This is a genomic window from Rathayibacter sp. AY1D2, assembly GCF_002932695.1.
Classification (GTDB): Bacteria; Actinomycetota; Actinomycetes; order Actinomycetales; family Microbacteriaceae; genus Rathayibacter.
Map to the genome: position 1 here is coordinate 1 of NZ_PSVX01000037.1, position 15,880 is coordinate 15,880.

The window sequence follows — 15,880 nt, forward strand, 5'->3', positions numbered from 1 at the left end:
CGCGCTCGGCGATCCCGACGGCGCCTCGGTGCGCGCACCGCCACCCCCGTCCGCCCCACCCGAGAGGAGGCGACCGCATGTACGAAGGCATCGTCCAGGAGCTGATCGACGAGCTCGGCCGGCTCCCCGGCATCGGCCCGAAGTCCGCCCAGCGCATCGCGTTCCACATCCTGCAGACCGAGACGTTCGACGTCACCCGGCTCGCCGAGATCCTGCTCGAGCTGCGCGGCCGTGTGCACTTCTGCGACATCTGCGGGAACGTGGCGGAGGAGGCGACCTGCGGGATCTGCCGCGATCCGCGCCGCAGCCGCGCCGTCATCTGCGTCGTGGAGGAGGCGAAGGACGTCCCGGCGATCGAGCGCACCCGCGAGTTCCGCGGGCTCTACCACGTGCTCGGCGGCGCGATCAGCCCGATCGACGGCATCGGCCCGGATCAGCTCCGCATCCGCCAGCTGCTGCAGCGGCTCGCGGACGGCGAGGTGCAGGAGGTCATCATCGCGACCGACCCGAACCTCGAGGGCGAGGCGACGGCGACCTATCTCTCGCGCATGCTCAGCACCCTCGGCATCCGCATCACCCGTCTGGCCTCCGGGCTGCCCGTCGGCGGAGACCTCGAGTACGCCGACGAGATCACCCTCGGCCGCGCCTTCGAGGGCCGCCGGCTCGTCGAGAACTGACGCGGCCGCCGGAGTCGCATGACCGCTCCGGCATGCGGTCGACCGGTAGACTCGCCCGTCGGGTCGCGACGGCGGTCCAGCCACCGACACGGGAGCAGCACGTGAGCCTGATCGTCCAGAAGTTCGGCGGGTCCTCCGTCGCAGACGCGGAGAGCATCAAGCGGGTCGCGAAGCGGATCGTCGCCACCAAGCAGGCGGGCAACGACGTGGTCGTCGCCGTCTCGGCCATGGGCGACACCACCGACGACCTGCTCGAGCTCGCCCACCAGGTCACGCCCATCCCCGCCCCCCGCGAGCTCGACATGCTGCTCTCCTCGGGCGAGCGCATCTCGATGGCGCTGCTGGCGATGGCGATCAAGAGCATGGGCTTCGAGGCCCGCTCCTTCACCGGCAGCCAGGCCGGCATGATCACGGACGCGCAGCACGGCGCCGCCCGCATCGTCGACATCACCCCGGTCCGCCTCCGCGAGGCGCTCGACGAGAACGCCGTCGTCATCGTCGCGGGCTTCCAGGGCTTCAACCGCGACACGAAGGACATCACCACCCTCGGCCGCGGCGGCTCGGACACCACCGCCGTCGCGCTCGCCGCGGGACTCGGCGCCGACACCTGCGAGATCTACACCGACGTCGACGGCGTCTTCACCGCCGACCCGCGGGTCGTCAAGAAGGCCCGCAAGCTCGATCGCATCACCAGCGAGGAGATGCTCGAGCTGGCCGCCGCGGGAGCGAAGGTGCTGCACATCCGCGCCGTCGAGTTCGCCCGCCGCCACGGAGTCACGCTCCACGTGCGCTCCTCCTTCAGCCCCAATGAGGGCACCATCGTCTACAACGCCGAGACCGCCGGCGCCGAGCAGAACGGACAAGCCGTGGAAGAGCCCATCATCGCCGGAGTCGCCGCCGACCTGAACGAGGCGAAGATCACCGTCGTCGGAGTCCCCGACATCCCGGGCAAGGCCGCGCAGATCTTCACGATCGTGGCCAAGACCGGCTCCAACATCGACATGATCGTGCAGAACGTGTCGGCTGCGGCCACCGCCCGCACCGACATCTCGTTCACCCTGCCCAAGGCCGACGGCCAGACGGTCCTCATGGCTCTCAACGCCGAGAAGGACGAGGTCGGCTTCGAGTCCCTGCAGTACGACGACCAGATCGCCAAGCTCGCGCTCGTGGGCGCCGGGATGCGCACCAACGCCGGCGTCTCCGCGAAGCTGTTCCGCTCCCTCTACGAGGCCGGGATCAACATCGAGATGATCTCCACGAGCGAGATCCGCATCTCGGTCGTCACCCGCGCCGACACCGTGAACGAGGCTCTGCGCGTCGTGCACACCGCCTTCGGGCTCGACGCCGAGGACGAGGCCGTCGTCTACGCCGGCACCGGCCGCTGACGGCCGGACACCCTCGCGATCCGGCCGTTCCTCCCGAGCGGCCGGAGCGACCGGTACCCTCTCCCTCGATCCCCCCGCCACGAGCGGCCCGCGCGCCGCACGGACGAAAGAGCACAGCATGAGCAGCACCCCCCTCCACGTGGGCGTCGTCGGCGCGACCGGCCAGGTCGGGAAGGTGATGCGCCGCCTCCTCGAGGAGCGCGACTTCCCGATCGCGTCCATCCGCTTCTTCGCCACCGCCCGCTCGGCGGGCACGACGCTGCCGTTCCGTGGCGGGGACGTCGTGGTCGAGGACGTGGAGACCGCCGATCCGTCGGGGCTCGACATCGCCCTGTTCTCGGCCGGAGCCACGGGATCGCGCGCGCAGGCGCCCCGCTTCGCCGCGGCCGGCGTCACCGTGATCGACAACTCCAGCGCCTGGCGGATGGACCCCGAGGTCCCGCTGGTCGTCAGCGAGGTGAACCCCCACGCCATCGACCAGGCGGTCAAGGGCATCATCGCCAACCCCAACTGCACCACGATGGCCGCGATGCCGATCCTCAAGGTCCTCGACCGCGAGGCGGGGCTCACGCGCCTGATCGTCAGCACCTACCAGGCCGTGTCCGGCAGCGGACTGGCCGGAGCGAACGAGCTGGCCGGCCAGGTCCGCGCCGCCGTCGCCGACGAGCACCTGCTCGACCTGGTGCACGACGGCTCGGCGGTCGACTTCCCCGCGCCGGACAAGTACGTCGCCCCGATCGCCTTCGACGTCATCCCCTTCGCGGGGAGCCTGGTCGAGGACGGCTCGAACGAGACAGACGAGGAGAAGAAGCTCCGCAACGAGAGCCGCCGCATCCTCGAGCTCCCGGAGCTGCTGGTCTCGGGCACCTGCGTGCGCGTCCCCGTGTTCACCGGCCACTCGCTCTCCGTCAACGCAGAGTTCGCCTCCGCCCTCAGCCCCGAGCGTGCTCGCGAGCTGCTGGCCGACGCGCCCGGCGTCGTGCTGCGCGAGGTGCCGACTCCGCTGGAGGCCGCGGGCAAGGACCCGAGCTTCGTCGGCCGCATCCGCGCCGACGAGGGTGCTCCGGAGGGACGCGGCCTCGCGCTCTTCATCAGCAACGACAACCTCCGCAAGGGCGCGGCCCTGAACGCCGTGCAGATCGCCGAGCTCATCGCGGCGAAGCAGCCCGTGTCCTGACCGGCGTGGACGGGGCCGGCGCCGAGCGCTCCGGCCCCTTCCGGGTGGAAAAGCCGCGAATTTGATGGGGGAGCGGGGCCCCTCCCCGCCGCGGCGTGCTCGGGCGAGCGTAAACTCGACTCTCGTGAACTCCTCGGAACCGGTCGACGTCGCCCTCATCGGTGGGGGCATCATGAGCGCCACGCTCGGCGCCCTCATCACCCAGCTGCAGCCCGACTGGACGATCGCCGCCTACGAGCGCCTCGGCGACGTGGCGCAGGAGTCGTCGAACCCGTGGAACAACGCGGGCACCGGTCACGCGGCCCTCTGCGAGCTGAACTACATGCCCGAGGCGGCCGACGGCTCCGTCGACCCGGCCAAGGCGATCCAGATCAACGAGCAGTTCCAGATCTCGCGCCAGTTCTGGTCGAGCCTGGTGGAGTCCGGCGACATCCGCGAGCCCTCCAGCTTCATCAACCCGGCGCCGCACATGACCTTCGTGCACGGCGAGGCCAACGTCGAGTACCTCCGGAAGCGCTACGAGGCCCTCAAGGACCAGCCGCTGTTCGCCGGCATCGAGTTCACCGAGAGCGTCAAGACCATCCACGAGTGGGCGCCCCTGCTGATGGAGCAGCGTCCCGCCGGCGGCGGCCCCTACGCGGCGACGCGCATGCCGGCCGGCACCGACGTCGACTTCGGCTCGCTGACCCACCAGCTGTTCGACCACGTCGTCGCCCACGGCGGCACGCTCGACACCGGCCGCGAGGTCACCGACATCACCCGGCAGAAGGACGGCACCTGGCGCCTCGACCTCAAGCAGGTCGTCGGAGGCACGCCCCAGTCGGTGACCGCCCGCTTCGTCTTCGTCGGCGCCGGCGGCGGTGCGCTGCACCTCCTGCAGAAGTCGGGCATCCCCGAGATCAAGGGCTTCGGAGGCTTCCCGATCTCGGGCCAGTTCCTCCGCACCGACAACCCCGAGCTGGTCGCCCGGCACAAGGCGAAGGTCTACGGCAAGGCCGCGGTCGGCGCGCCCCCGATGTCGGTGCCGCACCTCGATGCGCGCGTCGTCGACGGCGAGTCGTCCCTCCTCTTCGGCCCCTACGCGGGCTTCACGCCCAAGTTCCTGAAGCGGGGCTCGTGGCTCGACCTGCCCCTGTCGATCCGGCCGCACAACATCGGCCCGATGCTCGCGGTCGCCCGCGACAACCTCGACCTGATGAAATACCTGATCGGCGAGGTGCTCGCCGGCCGTGGCAAGAAGATGAAGGCCCTGCGCGAGTTCCTGCCCACCGCCCGCGACGAGGACTGGTACCTGATCACCGCCGGCCAGCGCGTCCAGGTGATGAAGAAGGACGAGAAGAAGGGCGGCGTGCTGCAGTTCGGCACCGAGGTCATCACCGGAGGGGACGGCACGATCGCCGGCCTGCTCGGCGCCTCGCCCGGAGCCTCGACCGCCGTGCCGATCATGCTCGACATCGTGCAGAAGTGCTTCCCCGACCGGATGAAGGCCTGGGAGCCGCGGATCCGCGCACTGGTGCCGAGCTACGGCTCGACGCTCAACGACGCGCCCGAGAAGGCCGAGCAGACGGTCACCGCGACCGCCGAGACGCTGGAGCTGTCCGCCTCGGTCTGACCGGGTGCGACCCGTTCGAACGTATGTTCTAATGGCTTCATGAGGTGGAGCGGGCAGTCGATCGGCACGGCCGACGAGGCCGCGCTGCCCGGGCTCGTCAAGCTCACCGACCTGGTGCGGACTGTGCGCACACCGGAGTTCGAGGGCATCACCTTCTACGAGGTGCTCGCGAAGTCGGCGCTCAACCGCGTGCACACCTCCTCGAAGATGCCGTTCGGCTGGAGCATCAACCCGATGCGCGGCTGCACCCACGCCTGCACCTACTGCTTCGCCCGGCCCACGCACGAGTACCTCGAGTTCGACGGCGGCAGCGACTTCGACTCGCAGATCGTCGTGAAGGTGAACGTCGCCGAGGTCCTCACCCGGGAGCTCGCGAAGCCGAGCTGGGAGCGGCACCCCGTGGCACTCGGCACCAACACCGATCCGTACCAGCGCGCCGAGGGCCGCTACCGGCTGATGCCGGGCATCATCGCCGCGCTCGCCGCCTCGGGCACCCCGATCTCGATCCTCACGAAGGGCTCGCTGCTGCGGCGAGACCTGCCGCTGCTCCGCGAGGCCGCCGAGCACGTCCCGGTCGACCTCGGAGTCTCGATCGCCGTCTACGACGAGGGCCTCCAGCGCTCCGTCGAGCCGGGTGCGCCGACCGCGGCGGCCAGGCTGGCGACGGTGACCGCGGCACGGGAGGCCGGCTTCGACTGCTCGGTGTTCCTCATGCCGATCCTGCCGTTCCTCACCGACACACGGGCGCACCTCGACGAGTCGCTCCGGGCCTGCCGCGAGGCGGGCGCCAGCACGATCATGTACTCGACCCTCTACCTCAAGCCCGGGGTGAAGGAGTGGTTCCTGCAGTGGCTCGGGCAGGAGCACCCCGAGCTGGTCGACAAGTACCGAGCGCTCTACCCGGGCCGCGACGCCTACGCGCCTCTCGAGTACCGGCGCTGGCTCTCCGCGCGCGTCCGCCCGCTGATGCGCGCGCACGGGCTCGAGCGCGGCGAGGAGGACCCGGCCACCGGCTCCGTCAAGTCCTCCGCCCTGAATTCGCTGGGGACGCTGCGGACCCTCGGCGGCGAGCGGCGCTCCCTCCAGCACGACGGGCTGCTGGTCGGGGAGCTCGGGCCGGAGCGCGCCGCGATCCTGCCCGGCGTCGGGCAGCCGACGCTGTTCTGAGCCGGGGGCGGGCCCGGCCGCGGCTAGGATCGTCCGCATGGTCACCCGCTCCGGTGAGCCCTCGGGCTCCTCCGCCCGGAGTGCCCGCGACGCGGCACCCCGTGCGGTCCGGCTCGGCCTGCTCGACCCGCGCGAGGACCTGCTCGCGGCGACGAGCGCGTGGATCCGCACCCACGCCCTGGACTTCGAGGTCGTCGTGGCCGCCTCCACCTGGCACGACCTGGTGACGAGCGATGTCTTCCCCACCCAGGTGGTCGTGATGGACGTCGAGCTGCGCGAGCCGATCTCGATCGAGGCGCGGATCCGGACCTGCCGGGCGGCGGGAGCCGCGGTCGTGGCGCTCTCCGCGAGCGAGGACGACGAGGTCCGCGAGCGCGCCCTGAAGGCCGGAGCCGTGCGGCACCTGGCGAAGTCGCGCTCGCTCGCCGAGGTGATGGAGCAGACCCGCGCCGCTCTCGAGATGCGCTCGGCCGACATCTCGTCCGCGCAGTGGCGGCCCCTGCCGTCCGGAGTCGCGGCGCAGCAGCGCCCGCGGCTCAGCACCGGCGAGCTGGAGGCGCTGCGCCTCTACGCATCCGGATCGAGCACCCCCGAGGTCGCCGCCAAGATGAACGTGCAGTTCGAGACAGCGAAGACCTACCTGCAGCGCGTGCGCCGCAAGTACGTCGCCGTCGGCAGGCCCGCGAGCCGCCGGGCCGACCTGATCCGCCGCGCCGGCGAGGACGGGTTCCTCCCGTGACCGGCCCCTGCTCACCCCGGGGGCCCCGCCTCCGGACCCGCCCCGAGGAGACCTGATGGCCAAGCTGTACTTCCGCTACGGAGCGATGAACAGCGGGAAGAGCACGTCGCTCCTGCAGGCCGCGCACAACTACGAGGAGCGCGGGCACCGGGTGCTGCTGGCCAAGCCGGCCGTCGACACGAAGGGCGAGGAGCTGATCGTGTCGCGGCTCGGCGTGACCCGTCCGGTGGACATCCTGTTCGAGCCCGACGGGGACCCGGTGGCCGTCTTCACCGCCGCCCGGGCCCGCGTGCTGGCCGAGTCGAAGCGCGACGTGAGTGCTCTGCTCGTCGACGAGGCGCAGTTCCTGCCGGAGTCGCACGTCGACGATCTGCTCCGGATCGCCATCCTCGAGAACGTGCCCGTCCTGGCGTACGGCATCCGCACGGACTTCCGCACCGCCGCGTTCCCGGGCAGCAGGCGACTCCTGGAGATCGCCCACAGCCTCGAGGAGCTGAAGACGATCTGCCGGTGCGGGCGCAAAGCGATCTTCAACGGGCGCGTCGTGGACGGCCGCTTCGTCTTCGACGGCGATCAGGTCGCGATCGACGGAACGGCGGTCACCTACGAGTCGCTGTGCGGCGCGTGCTACCTCCAGGAGAGCCGCGGCCGGCTCCGCGGCTGACCGGTCGAGCGTTCCTCACCGGTGCGACACCCCTCCGAAACGAGGAAGTGGGTAGCCTGACGACGTGACAACACCGGAAACGGAATTACGCCTTTCGAAGCAGCAGGAAAGGTCGGGGGAAACGATGACGGCGCAAGGGGCACCGCTGAGGCGTCGGCCGTCGTGGGAGCAGGACTACCGGCGACGGCTGCTCATCACGGACGTCGTCGCGATCGTCCTCTCCGTCTTCGGCACGCAGCTCTTCTGGTTCGACCTGAACCTGAACTCGGATCTGGGGTTCAAGAACCCCGCCGACATCGCGGTCAGCTACACCTGGGTGTCCGTCGCCCTGTCGGTCGGCTGGCTCCTCGCCCTCCAGGTCTTCGACACGCGCGACCGCCGGATCGTCGGCACCGGCTACGTCGAGTACCGCCGCGTCGTCGACGCCTCCATCTGGCTCTTCGGCATCGTCGCGATCATCGCCTACCTGCTCCAGATCCTGCTCGCGCGCGGCTACATCATCACGGCGTTCCCCGCCGGGATCGTGCTGATCTGCGTCGGCCGCCTGGTCTGGCGCTCCTGGCTCACCCGGCAGCGCCGGGCGGGCCGCTTCTCGAGCCAGGTCGTGCTCCTCGGCTCCCGCGCGAGCGTCCTGCACACCGCGCGCGAGCTGCGCCGCGGCACCGAGGCCGGCTACAAGCTCGTCGGCGCCGTCTCGACCTCGGTCGGCGGTGCGGACGCGCTGCGGAGCGAGCAGGAGCTCTCGGGCCTCGCGGTCCACGGGTTCACCGGGATCGACGGCGTCCGCGCCGTGATGGACGCCACCGGTGCCGACACGGTGGTCGTCACGAGCTCCGACGAGCTGGCGCCGCAGCGGATCCGCGAGCTGAGCTGGACGCTCGAGCCCGGGCGCGAGCACCTCGTCGTGGCGCCGAGCCTCACCGACATCGGCGGTCCGCGCATCCACACCCGCCCCGTCGCGGGCCTTCCGCTGATCCACGTCGAGACCCCGCGCTTCGACGGCCGCCAGCGGTTCGCCAAGCGCCTCTTCGACATCCTGGCGTCGACCATGCTGATCATCCTCAGCGCGCCGGTGCTCGTCGTCGTCGCCGTGCTGGTCAAGGTCACCAGCCCCGGGCCCGTGCTCTTCCGGCAGGAGCGCATCGGCCTGAACGGCGCGACCTTCGAGATGCTGAAGTTCCGCTCTATGGTCGTCGACGCGGAGGCGCGACTGGCGGCTCTCGCGTCGCAGCAGCGTGCAGAGGGGAACTCGATCCTCTTCAAGATGGCGAAGGACCCGCGCGTCACCCGGGTGGGTGCGATCCTCCGGCGCTTCAGCCTCGACGAGCTGCCCCAGTTCCTGAACGTCTTCCGCGGCGACATGTCCCTGATCGGCCCCCGCCCGCCGCTGGCCCGCGAGGTCGAGCAGTACGAGGAGCACGTGCACCGCCGCTTCCTGATGAAGCCGGGCATCACCGGGCTCTGGCAGGTCAGCGGACGCTCGAACCTCTCGTGGGAGGACACCGTCCGCCTCGACCTGTACTACGTCGAGAACTGGTCGATGACCGGCGACATCGTCATCCTCTTCAAGACCGCGCGCGCCGTCCTCGCCCGCGACGGGGCGTACTGATCGCCGGGGGGAGGGGCGCCGAGCCCCGCACCCTGTCCGTCTCGGTCCTCGAGACCCCGTTCCGCGTGGTCTTCGGACGCGGCGTCGGCGACGAGGACGCGGCGCGGATCGCCGACAGCTGGGCCGCGTGCGCGTCCGAGCCCGACGCGGGAGCACGCGACGTCCTCGCCGAGGTGGGGCACGATCCCTCCGTCCCGGTCGACGGCTCGCCCCGGGTCTCGAGCGCCACGCTCGCGCAGCTCGAGGAGTCCCTGACCTCGACCCTGACCCTCGAGGCGATCGGCGCCCGGCGCGCCGACCTGCTGATGCTCCACGCCTGCGGGATCTCCGACGAGTCCGGCCGCGTGCTGGCCTTCGTCGCCGCCTCCGGGACCGGCAAGACCACCATCGCGCGGACGCTCGGGTCCCGCTTCGGCTACGTCACCGACGAGACGGTCGGCGTGACCCCGGAGGGGCGCGTCCTGCCTTATCCCAAGCCGCTGTCGGTGAAGCCGCTGACCGGATCGGCGCCGAAGGCGCAGCTGGCCCCCGGGTCGCTCGCCCTCCGACCGGTCCCGGAGGCGCCCCTGCGGCTGGCGGGAGTCCTCCTGCTCGAGCGCCGCGACGGCGTCGGGACGCCCTTCCTCGAGCACGTCGACCCGGTCGACGCGATCGAGGACCTGGTGCCGCAGACCTCCTACCTCTCGGCCCGCCCGCGGCCGATCGCCGATCTCGTCCGCACCCTCTCGGCGCTGGGCGGCGTCCGGCGACTGGTCTACTCCGAGGCCGCGAGCGTGGTGCACCTGGTCGAGGAGGTCTTCGCGTCCCTCGGCGCCGAGGCCCCGTCCGCCTGGTCCGAGGTGGTCTCCGTGCAGCTCGACCCTGTGGGCGAGGCCCTGCCCGGCACCGTCCTGCGCACCCCTGCGGACGACGCTGTGGAGCTCGCCGACGGCCAGCTGCTCGTGTTCTGCGGCGGCACCCTCGTGCGCCTGTCCGGCATCGGCCCGACGATCTGGCGCCACGCCGGCCGGGGCTCCGATCTGCCCGGTCTCGTCGCCGCGGTGCTCGAGGAGGCGGGCCCGCCGCCCGCCGGCGTCGATGCGGAGGCGGTCGTCGAGTCGGCGGTCGTCGAGCTCGAGGGCCTCGGAGTGATCACGAGAGGGACTCCGCCGGAGCCCACCCCCGACGGGTGGCACGGTTGACGCGCCTGGCGCCGAGGGCGCGGAAGCGCTGTGTCAGAATTCGGAAGAACCCGTCTCCGGCGCCCGCCGCGTGATCCGTACCAGCGAAGGAAATCTGACTCTGTGGAACTTCGAGACGTCCTCCGGCTCCTGCGCGACCACTGGATCCCGATCGTCGCGGCGATCCTCCTCGGCACTCTCGTCGCCTTCGGCTGGTCGCTGACGCAGAAGCCGCGGTACGTCGCCGACTCGCAGGGCCTCGTCTCCGTCGCCACCACCGGTGCCGACGACAGCCAGGCGATCTACACGCAGCAGATCGCGCAGTCCGTCGCCAAGTCGAGCCTCGCCACGTACGTCCCGATCGCCACCTCGCGCGACGTGGCGCAGATCGCGATCGACAGCCTCGGCCTCGACGTCTCGCCCGCCACGCTGATCTCGGCGATCGCGGTGCAGGCCGACACGGTCGCCCCGGTGATGAAGGTCAGCGCTACCGCCTCCACCCCCGAGGGCGCGCAGAAGCTCGCCGATGCCTGGGTCGCGGCCATCGCCACCAAGGTGCAGCAGGTCAACCAGGAGACGGGCGTCGGCGACACGGTCTCCCTCACCGTCCTGCAGACCGCGGCGCTCCCGTCCTCGCCGGCGTTCCCGAACCTGCGCCTCGTCCTCGCGGTCGGCGCGCTCGCGGGCCTCGTCCTCGGTCTCGTCTACGCGTTCGTCCGCAACACGCTGGACCGGCGCATCCGCACCGCCGAGATGGTCGAGCGCCTGTTCGACCTCCCCGTGGTCGGCACCCTCCCCGTCGACAAGCGCCTCAGCGAGACCAACCGCATCGTCCCCGAGGCCGACACGACCGACTACATCAAGGCCGACGGCAAGCACGCACTCGCCGAGGCGCTGCGCGAGCTCCGCACGAACCTGCAGTTCATGAACATCGACAGCCCGCCGCGCATCATCGTCGTGACGAGCCCGCTGCCCTCGGACGGCAAGTCGACGGTGACCGCGAACCTCGCGGTGACGCTCGCCGCCTCCGGCCAGCGCACCGTCGTCGTCGACGGCGACCTCCGCAAGCCGACGGTCGCCAAGTCGTTCGGCCTCGTGCCCGGCGTCGGCCTGACCGACCTGCTGATCGGCAAGGCGGAGCTGCAGGACGTCCTGCAGCCGTGGGGCCCGTCCGGCAACCTCTGGGTGCTCGGAGCCGGGTCGATCCCGCCGAACCCGTCCGAGCTGCTCGGCTCCAACGGCATGGACATCCTCCTGCACGAGATCGCCCGCGAGGCCATCGTGATCGTCGATGCGCCGCCGCTCCTGCCCGTCACGGACGGCGCCATCCTCACCGCCCGCACCGACGGCGCGCTCGTGGTCATCTCCGCGGGCAGGACGACGACCGACGAGCTGGGCAAGGCGATCCAGAACCTCGAGCGGGTCAGCGGCCACACCCTCGGCGTGATCCTCAACCGCGTGCCCGCGCGCGGCCAGGTCGGCCGGGGCTACGGCTACTACTACACGAGCTACTACGGCTCCGAGCGATCGGGTGCCCGCCCGGACACGGCCGTCGAGCCCGAGCCCGCGTCGACCTCGGCCTGAGCGCCCCGCGATGATCTTCCCGGGAGACGACTCCGCCCGCCCCGCCCGCCGGAGCTGGCGACCGGACGAACCGGTCGCCGCCTCCGCCGCCCCCGTCTTCACCGTGCTCTCGGTCTGCACCGGCAACATCTGCCGGTCGCCGATGGCGGAGCAGCTGCTGCGCGCCGCACTCGCCGACGCGACATCACCCGCGGGAGGTCCGCTCTTCGCGTTCACGAGCGCCGGAGTGAGGACGCGCGACGGACTGCCGATGGACCCGGTCTCGGCCCGCTTCTCGGCTCAGCACGGGGGAGACCCGGCCGCGCACACGAGCGCGGTGCTCGGCGACGCGATCGTCGGCGACGCCGACCTCCTGCTCACGATGACGCGCGACCACCTGGTCGACGCCTCCCGGCGCTTTCCGTCGCTCCTCCTCCGCGGCTTCACGCTGCTCGAGTTCGCCCGCGTGCTGCCGTTCGTGCTGCGGGAGGTGCCGCTGCCGACGGTCGAGGACCCCGCCGCGCGGCTCCGCGCCGTCGTGCGGCTCGCCGCCGCCCACCGCGGGCGCGCCCCGCGGGGCGAGGGCGGCGACGACATCGAGGACCCGATCGGCCGCAGCGAGGCCGTGCACGAGCGCGTGGCGGCGCAGATCGCGGCGGCTGTCGCCGACGTCTCCCGTGATCTGAGAGCATTGGCGCGGCGGTAGTCGCGCGTCCGCGGGCGCGCTGACGCGTCGCCGCATCGCATCGCTCCTCCTCACCGTCGCGACCGCGACACGAACCCGCCACGATTCGGAGAACCCCTGTGAAGCTTTCTGTCATCGGCTGCGGCTACCTCGGTGCCGTCCACGCTGCCGCCATGGCCGAGCTCGGCCACGACGTCATCGGCATCGACGTCGACCAGAAGAAGATCGACGCCCTGGCCGCCGGCACCGCGCCGTTCTTCGAGCCCGGCCTCCCGGAGCTGCTGTCCTCCGGCGTTGCCTCCGGGCGCCTGCGCTTCTCGACCGACATGGCCGACGCCGCCGGTGCGGCCGTGCACTTCGTCGCCGTCGGCACCCCGCAGAAGCCGGGCGAGAACGCCGCGGACATGACCTACGTCGACTCGGCGATCGACGGTCTCCTGCCCTACCTCGAGGCGGACTCCCTCGTCGTCGGCAAGTCGACCGTCCCCGTCGGCACCGCCGCCCGCCTGGCCGACCGCATCGCCTCCTCCGGTGCGACCCTCGCCTGGAACCCAGAGTTCCTCCGCGAGGGCTTCGCCGTGAAGGACACGATCAGCCCCGACCGCCTCGTCTACGGCGTGCCCGCAGGTGAGGCCGGAGCAGCGGCGAAGGCGACCCTCGACGAGGTCTACGCGACGGCGCTCGCGGCCGAGACCCCGCTCGTGGTCACCGACTACGCCACCGCCGAGCTGGTGAAGGTCTCGGCCAACGCCTTCCTCGCGACCAAGATCTCGTTCATCAACGCGATCGCCGAGATCGCGGAGGTCACCGGCGCGGACGTCACGCAGCTCGCCGACGCGATCGGCTACGACGTGCGGATCGGCCGCCGCTTCCTGAACGCGGGCATCGGCTTCGGAGGCGGCTGCCTCCCGAAGGACATCCGCGCCTTCTCGGCCCGCGCCGACGAGCTCGGCGTCGGCGAGTCCGTCGCCTTCCTCAAGGAGGTCGACGCGATCAATCTGCGTCGCCGTCAGCGCGTCGTCGACCTCGTCACCGAGGGCCTGGGCGGCTCCGTCGAGGGCCGCCGCATCGCGGTGCTCGGTCTGGCGTTCAAGCCGGAGTCGGACGACATCCGCGACTCGCCGTCGCTCGACGTCGCCGCTCGCCTGCACGACCTCGGTGCGACCGTGGTCGCGACCGACCCCGAGGCGATCGAGAACTCGCGCCGCCGCTACCCCGAGATCACCTACACGACCGACGTCGACGAGGCGCTGGCCGGTGCCGACGCCGTGGTCGTCGTGACGGAGTGGAAGCAGTTCCGCGCCCTCGACCCCGCGGCCACGGCGGCGAAGGTGGCCAACACCTTCCTCGTCGACGGTCGCAACTGCCTCGACCCCGCCGCCTGGCGTGCGGCCGGCTGGGAGTACCGCGGCCTCGGCCGCTGACGCGGCGGAGCCGTCGTCTCAGCGGACGCGGCTCGGCTGGTCCGCCACGACGCCGGAGGTGCCGCGGAGGGGGATGTGCGCGAAGGCGTCGTCCCACTCCGCCGCCCTCCGGCGTCGTCGTGCGCGGACGACCATCCGGAGCAGGACGCCGGCGACCGCGCCGAGGAGGGCGCCGGAGGTGTTCATCACGACGTCGTCGACGGTGGCGAAGCGCGCCGAGAGGAAGAGCAGCTGGCCCGCCTCGATGAGCGAGCTCACGACGGCGCCGACGGCGACGGCGACCCACGCCCTCCGGAGCCGCAGGTTGAGGGCCAGGAGCAGCCCCAGGGGCACGAACAGGGCGATGTTGGCGGTCGACTCGATGAACGCGTAGTCGACCATCGGGAGGCCGTGCCGGGCGAACCAGGAGGTCACCCGGCCGAGATCCCCCCGCACTCCCGCATCGACGGGCGTCGGCCAGAAGGCGATCGCTGCGAGCGCGACCACGTAGGGCACGCCGATGGCGAGGGTGAGGCGGGTGAGCGACCGGGTCACGGTGCTCCTCTCGTCGGTCGTCGGGCGGGGGCGGCGACGACGGCGGAAGAACAGTCTCGCTCCAGGCTGCTGGGATCGGGCCGGGAGGCGCGGGGGAGTGGGCTGGAGGCACGCCCGTGCGCAGGACGCTTGGGACGCCGACAGGGGTGCTCGAGCCGGAGAGCGCGGGGCGGTGATCGCGCCGGCTCCGTCGTCGACCAGGCTCCGGCCCGGGCGAGCATCCGCCTGCGGGCGAGCCCCGCCACAGCAGAATTCCGAGAACGCCCCGGGAACGACGAAGCCCGGCCGGATCATCGATCCTGGCCGGGCTTCTCACCGGTCGGGGTAGCGGGATTCGAACCCACGACCTCCTCGTCCCGAACGAGGCGCGCTACCAAGCTGCGCCACACCCCGGTGTGCTCATCACGGAGAACCGCTCACGAGCCTCGACAATAGTAGCCGATTTCCGGACCGCCGTCGGACACCCCTCGTCAGGCCGACGGAGTGAGCGTGACGAGGGTCACCTCGGGCCGGCAGGCGAAGCGCACCGGTGCGTAGATCGAGGTGCCGACTCCGGCGGACACGTTGAGGTACGAGCTGCGCAGTCCGTTGTCCCACGTCGTCGAGCCGGCGACCTTGTCGCGCGGGATGTCGCAGTTGGTGACGAGGGCGCCGAAGCCCGGGACGCAGACCTGCCCGCCGTGCGTGTGCCCGGCGAGGATCACCTCGGCGCCGCGGGCGACGAAGTCGTCGAGGATGCGCTGGTAGGGCGCGTGCGCCACGCCGATGCTGACCCCGGCCGGTCCGTCCTCCGCGCCGCGCAGCTCGTCCACGGCTCCGGCGACGAGGTCGATGCGGTCGAGGCCGATGTGCGGGTCGTCGACGCCGAAGAACTCGATGCGCGTCCCCTTCACCGTGATGCTCTCGGCGCGGTTGTTGAGGTCCACCCAGCCGAGCCCGTCCGAGAAGAAGCCGGTCAGCCCGTCGGTGTCGAGATCTGCCTCGTGCTGCTTGGGGTTCTTGGAGGGGCCGACGAAGTAGCGGAGCGGGTTCTTGATCCGAGGGCCGAAGTAGTCGTTGGATCCGTTGACGAAGGCGCCGGGGATCCCGGCGAAGGGCTCCAGGGCCCGGCGGATGCCGAGCACGCCGTCGCGGTGGCCGAGGTTGTCGCCGGTGTCGACCACGACGTCGGGCGCCAGGGCGAGGAGCGAGCGGATCCACTCCTGCTTCTTCGTCTGCCACGGGGCCATGTGCAGGTCCGACACGTGCAGGACGCGGATCGGCTCGGAACCGGCGGGCAGCACCGGGAACGACGTGCGCCGGACGGTGAACAACGTCCGCTCGACGCCGATGCCCCAGGCCGCGGCGACGGCTCCGGCCGCGGCGACGGTCGCGAGGGCGGTGGTGAGGGGGCGACGGGTGCGTCCGGTCATGGGTCCTTCTCTCGCACGTCGGCCGCGAGCGCGGCCGCGTTCATTCTGCCGGACGCTCCCTCGGGAGCAGCC

Annotated in this window: 14 protein-coding genes and 1 tRNA gene; 12 read left to right on the top strand and 3 right to left on the bottom strand. The window is 71.6% G+C overall.

The features are described from left to right. Positions 1–77 precede the first annotated feature (77 nt). From recR to C5D04_RS11055, 12 genes are all read left to right on the top strand, one after another. A complete protein-coding gene (gene recR, locus C5D04_RS11000; protein WP_104222157.1) occupies positions 78–677 on the top strand; it encodes a recombination mediator RecR in 600 nt (199 codons plus the stop codon). A gap of 101 nt (positions 678–778) precedes the next feature. Continuing rightward, entirely contained in the window at positions 779–2,062 is a 1,284-nt protein-coding gene (locus tag C5D04_RS11005) for an aspartate kinase (protein WP_104222160.1), read from the top strand. Positions 2,063–2,180: 118 nt separating this feature from the next. Beyond that, positions 2,181–3,239 carry an aspartate-semialdehyde dehydrogenase gene (locus tag C5D04_RS11010; RefSeq protein WP_104292264.1) on the top strand — a complete coding sequence of 353 codons (1,059 nt, stop codon included), beginning with the start codon at positions 2,181–2,183 and terminating at the stop codon, positions 3,237–3,239. A 64-nt stretch (positions 3,240–3,303) separates the two neighbouring features. Then, positions 3,304–4,851, top strand: coding sequence for a malate:quinone oxidoreductase (locus C5D04_RS11015; RefSeq protein ID WP_104233746.1), 1,548 nt, complete (start codon positions 3,304–3,306; stop codon positions 4,849–4,851). Between the two features lie 39 nt (positions 4,852–4,890). Beyond that, entirely contained in the window at positions 4,891–6,018 is a 1,128-nt protein-coding gene (locus C5D04_RS11020; protein WP_104347692.1) for an Rv2578c family radical SAM protein, read from the top strand. A gap of 37 nt (positions 6,019–6,055) precedes the next feature. Then, positions 6,056–6,757, top strand: a complete 702-nt coding sequence (locus C5D04_RS11025) for a response regulator transcription factor (protein WP_104295531.1) — start codon at positions 6,056–6,058, stop codon at positions 6,755–6,757. A gap of 55 nt (positions 6,758–6,812) precedes the next feature. Continuing rightward, a complete protein-coding gene (locus C5D04_RS11030) occupies positions 6,813–7,421 on the top strand; it encodes a thymidine kinase (RefSeq protein ID WP_104227256.1) in 609 nt (202 codons plus the stop codon). A gap of 124 nt (positions 7,422–7,545) precedes the next feature. Further along, positions 7,546–9,030 carry a sugar transferase gene (locus C5D04_RS11035; protein WP_104222171.1) on the top strand — a complete coding sequence of 495 codons (1,485 nt, stop codon included), beginning with the start codon at positions 7,546–7,548 and terminating at the stop codon, positions 9,028–9,030. A 65-nt stretch (positions 9,031–9,095) separates the two neighbouring features. Then, positions 9,096–10,211: a hypothetical protein gene (locus C5D04_RS11040; RefSeq protein WP_104292267.1), complete on the top strand. Its 1,116-nt coding sequence runs from the start codon at positions 9,096–9,098 to the stop codon at positions 10,209–10,211. 102 nt (positions 10,212–10,313) lie between these two features. Continuing rightward, positions 10,314–11,774 (top strand): polysaccharide biosynthesis tyrosine autokinase, encoded by a 1,461-nt coding sequence (locus C5D04_RS11045; protein WP_159939611.1) that lies wholly within the window; start codon positions 10,314–10,316, stop codon positions 11,772–11,774. A 10-nt stretch (positions 11,775–11,784) separates the two neighbouring features. Continuing rightward, a complete protein-coding gene (locus C5D04_RS11050) occupies positions 11,785–12,459 on the top strand; it encodes a low molecular weight phosphatase family protein (protein ID WP_104227254.1) in 675 nt (224 codons plus the stop codon). A gap of 98 nt (positions 12,460–12,557) precedes the next feature. After that, positions 12,558–13,862, top strand: coding sequence for a UDP-glucose/GDP-mannose dehydrogenase family protein (locus tag C5D04_RS11055; protein WP_104222179.1), 1,305 nt, complete (start codon positions 12,558–12,560; stop codon positions 13,860–13,862). An 18-nt stretch (positions 13,863–13,880) separates the two neighbouring features. Here C5D04_RS11055 and C5D04_RS18695 read toward each other — a convergent pair whose 3' ends face one another. The 3 genes from C5D04_RS18695 to C5D04_RS11070 form a co-directional block, all read right to left on the bottom strand. Continuing rightward, the gene (locus C5D04_RS18695) at positions 13,881–14,396 is read right to left on the bottom strand and encodes a VanZ family protein (RefSeq protein ID WP_244229599.1); all 516 of its coding nucleotides are present in this window, start codon (positions 14,394–14,396) and stop codon (positions 13,881–13,883) included. A gap of 319 nt (positions 14,397–14,715) precedes the next feature. Further along, positions 14,716–14,789: transfer RNA gene (locus C5D04_RS11065), tRNA-Pro, on the bottom strand. 77 nt (positions 14,790–14,866) lie between these two features. Next, positions 14,867–15,808, bottom strand: coding sequence for a metallophosphoesterase (locus C5D04_RS11070; RefSeq protein WP_104347694.1), 942 nt, complete (start codon positions 15,806–15,808; stop codon positions 14,867–14,869). Between the last annotated feature and the right edge of the window lie 72 nt (positions 15,809–15,880).

Excerpts from the sequence above, each read along its gene's own strand:
- recR (WP_104222157.1), top strand. The coding sequence starts at position 78 with ATGTACGAAGGCATCGTCCAGGAGCTGATCGACGAGCTCGGCCGGCTC.
- C5D04_RS11010 (WP_104292264.1), top strand. The coding sequence starts at position 2,181 with ATGAGCAGCACCCCCCTCCACGTGGGCGTCGTCGGCGCGACCGGCCAG.
- C5D04_RS11015 (WP_104233746.1), top strand. The coding sequence starts at position 3,304 with ATGGGGGAGCGGGGCCCCTCCCCGCCGCGGCGTGCTCGGGCGAGCGTA.
- C5D04_RS11020 (WP_104347692.1), top strand. The coding sequence starts at position 4,891 with ATGAGGTGGAGCGGGCAGTCGATCGGCACGGCCGACGAGGCCGCGCTG.
- C5D04_RS11025 (WP_104295531.1), top strand. The coding sequence starts at position 6,056 with ATGGTCACCCGCTCCGGTGAGCCCTCGGGCTCCTCCGCCCGGAGTGCC.
- C5D04_RS11030 (WP_104227256.1), top strand. The coding sequence starts at position 6,813 with ATGGCCAAGCTGTACTTCCGCTACGGAGCGATGAACAGCGGGAAGAGC.
- C5D04_RS11035 (WP_104222171.1), top strand. The coding sequence starts at position 7,546 with ATGACGGCGCAAGGGGCACCGCTGAGGCGTCGGCCGTCGTGGGAGCAG.
- C5D04_RS11050 (WP_104227254.1), top strand. The coding sequence starts at position 11,785 with ATGATCTTCCCGGGAGACGACTCCGCCCGCCCCGCCCGCCGGAGCTGG.
- C5D04_RS11070 (WP_104347694.1), bottom strand. The coding sequence starts at position 15,808 with ATGACCGGACGCACCCGTCGCCCCCTCACCACCGCCCTCGCGACCGTC.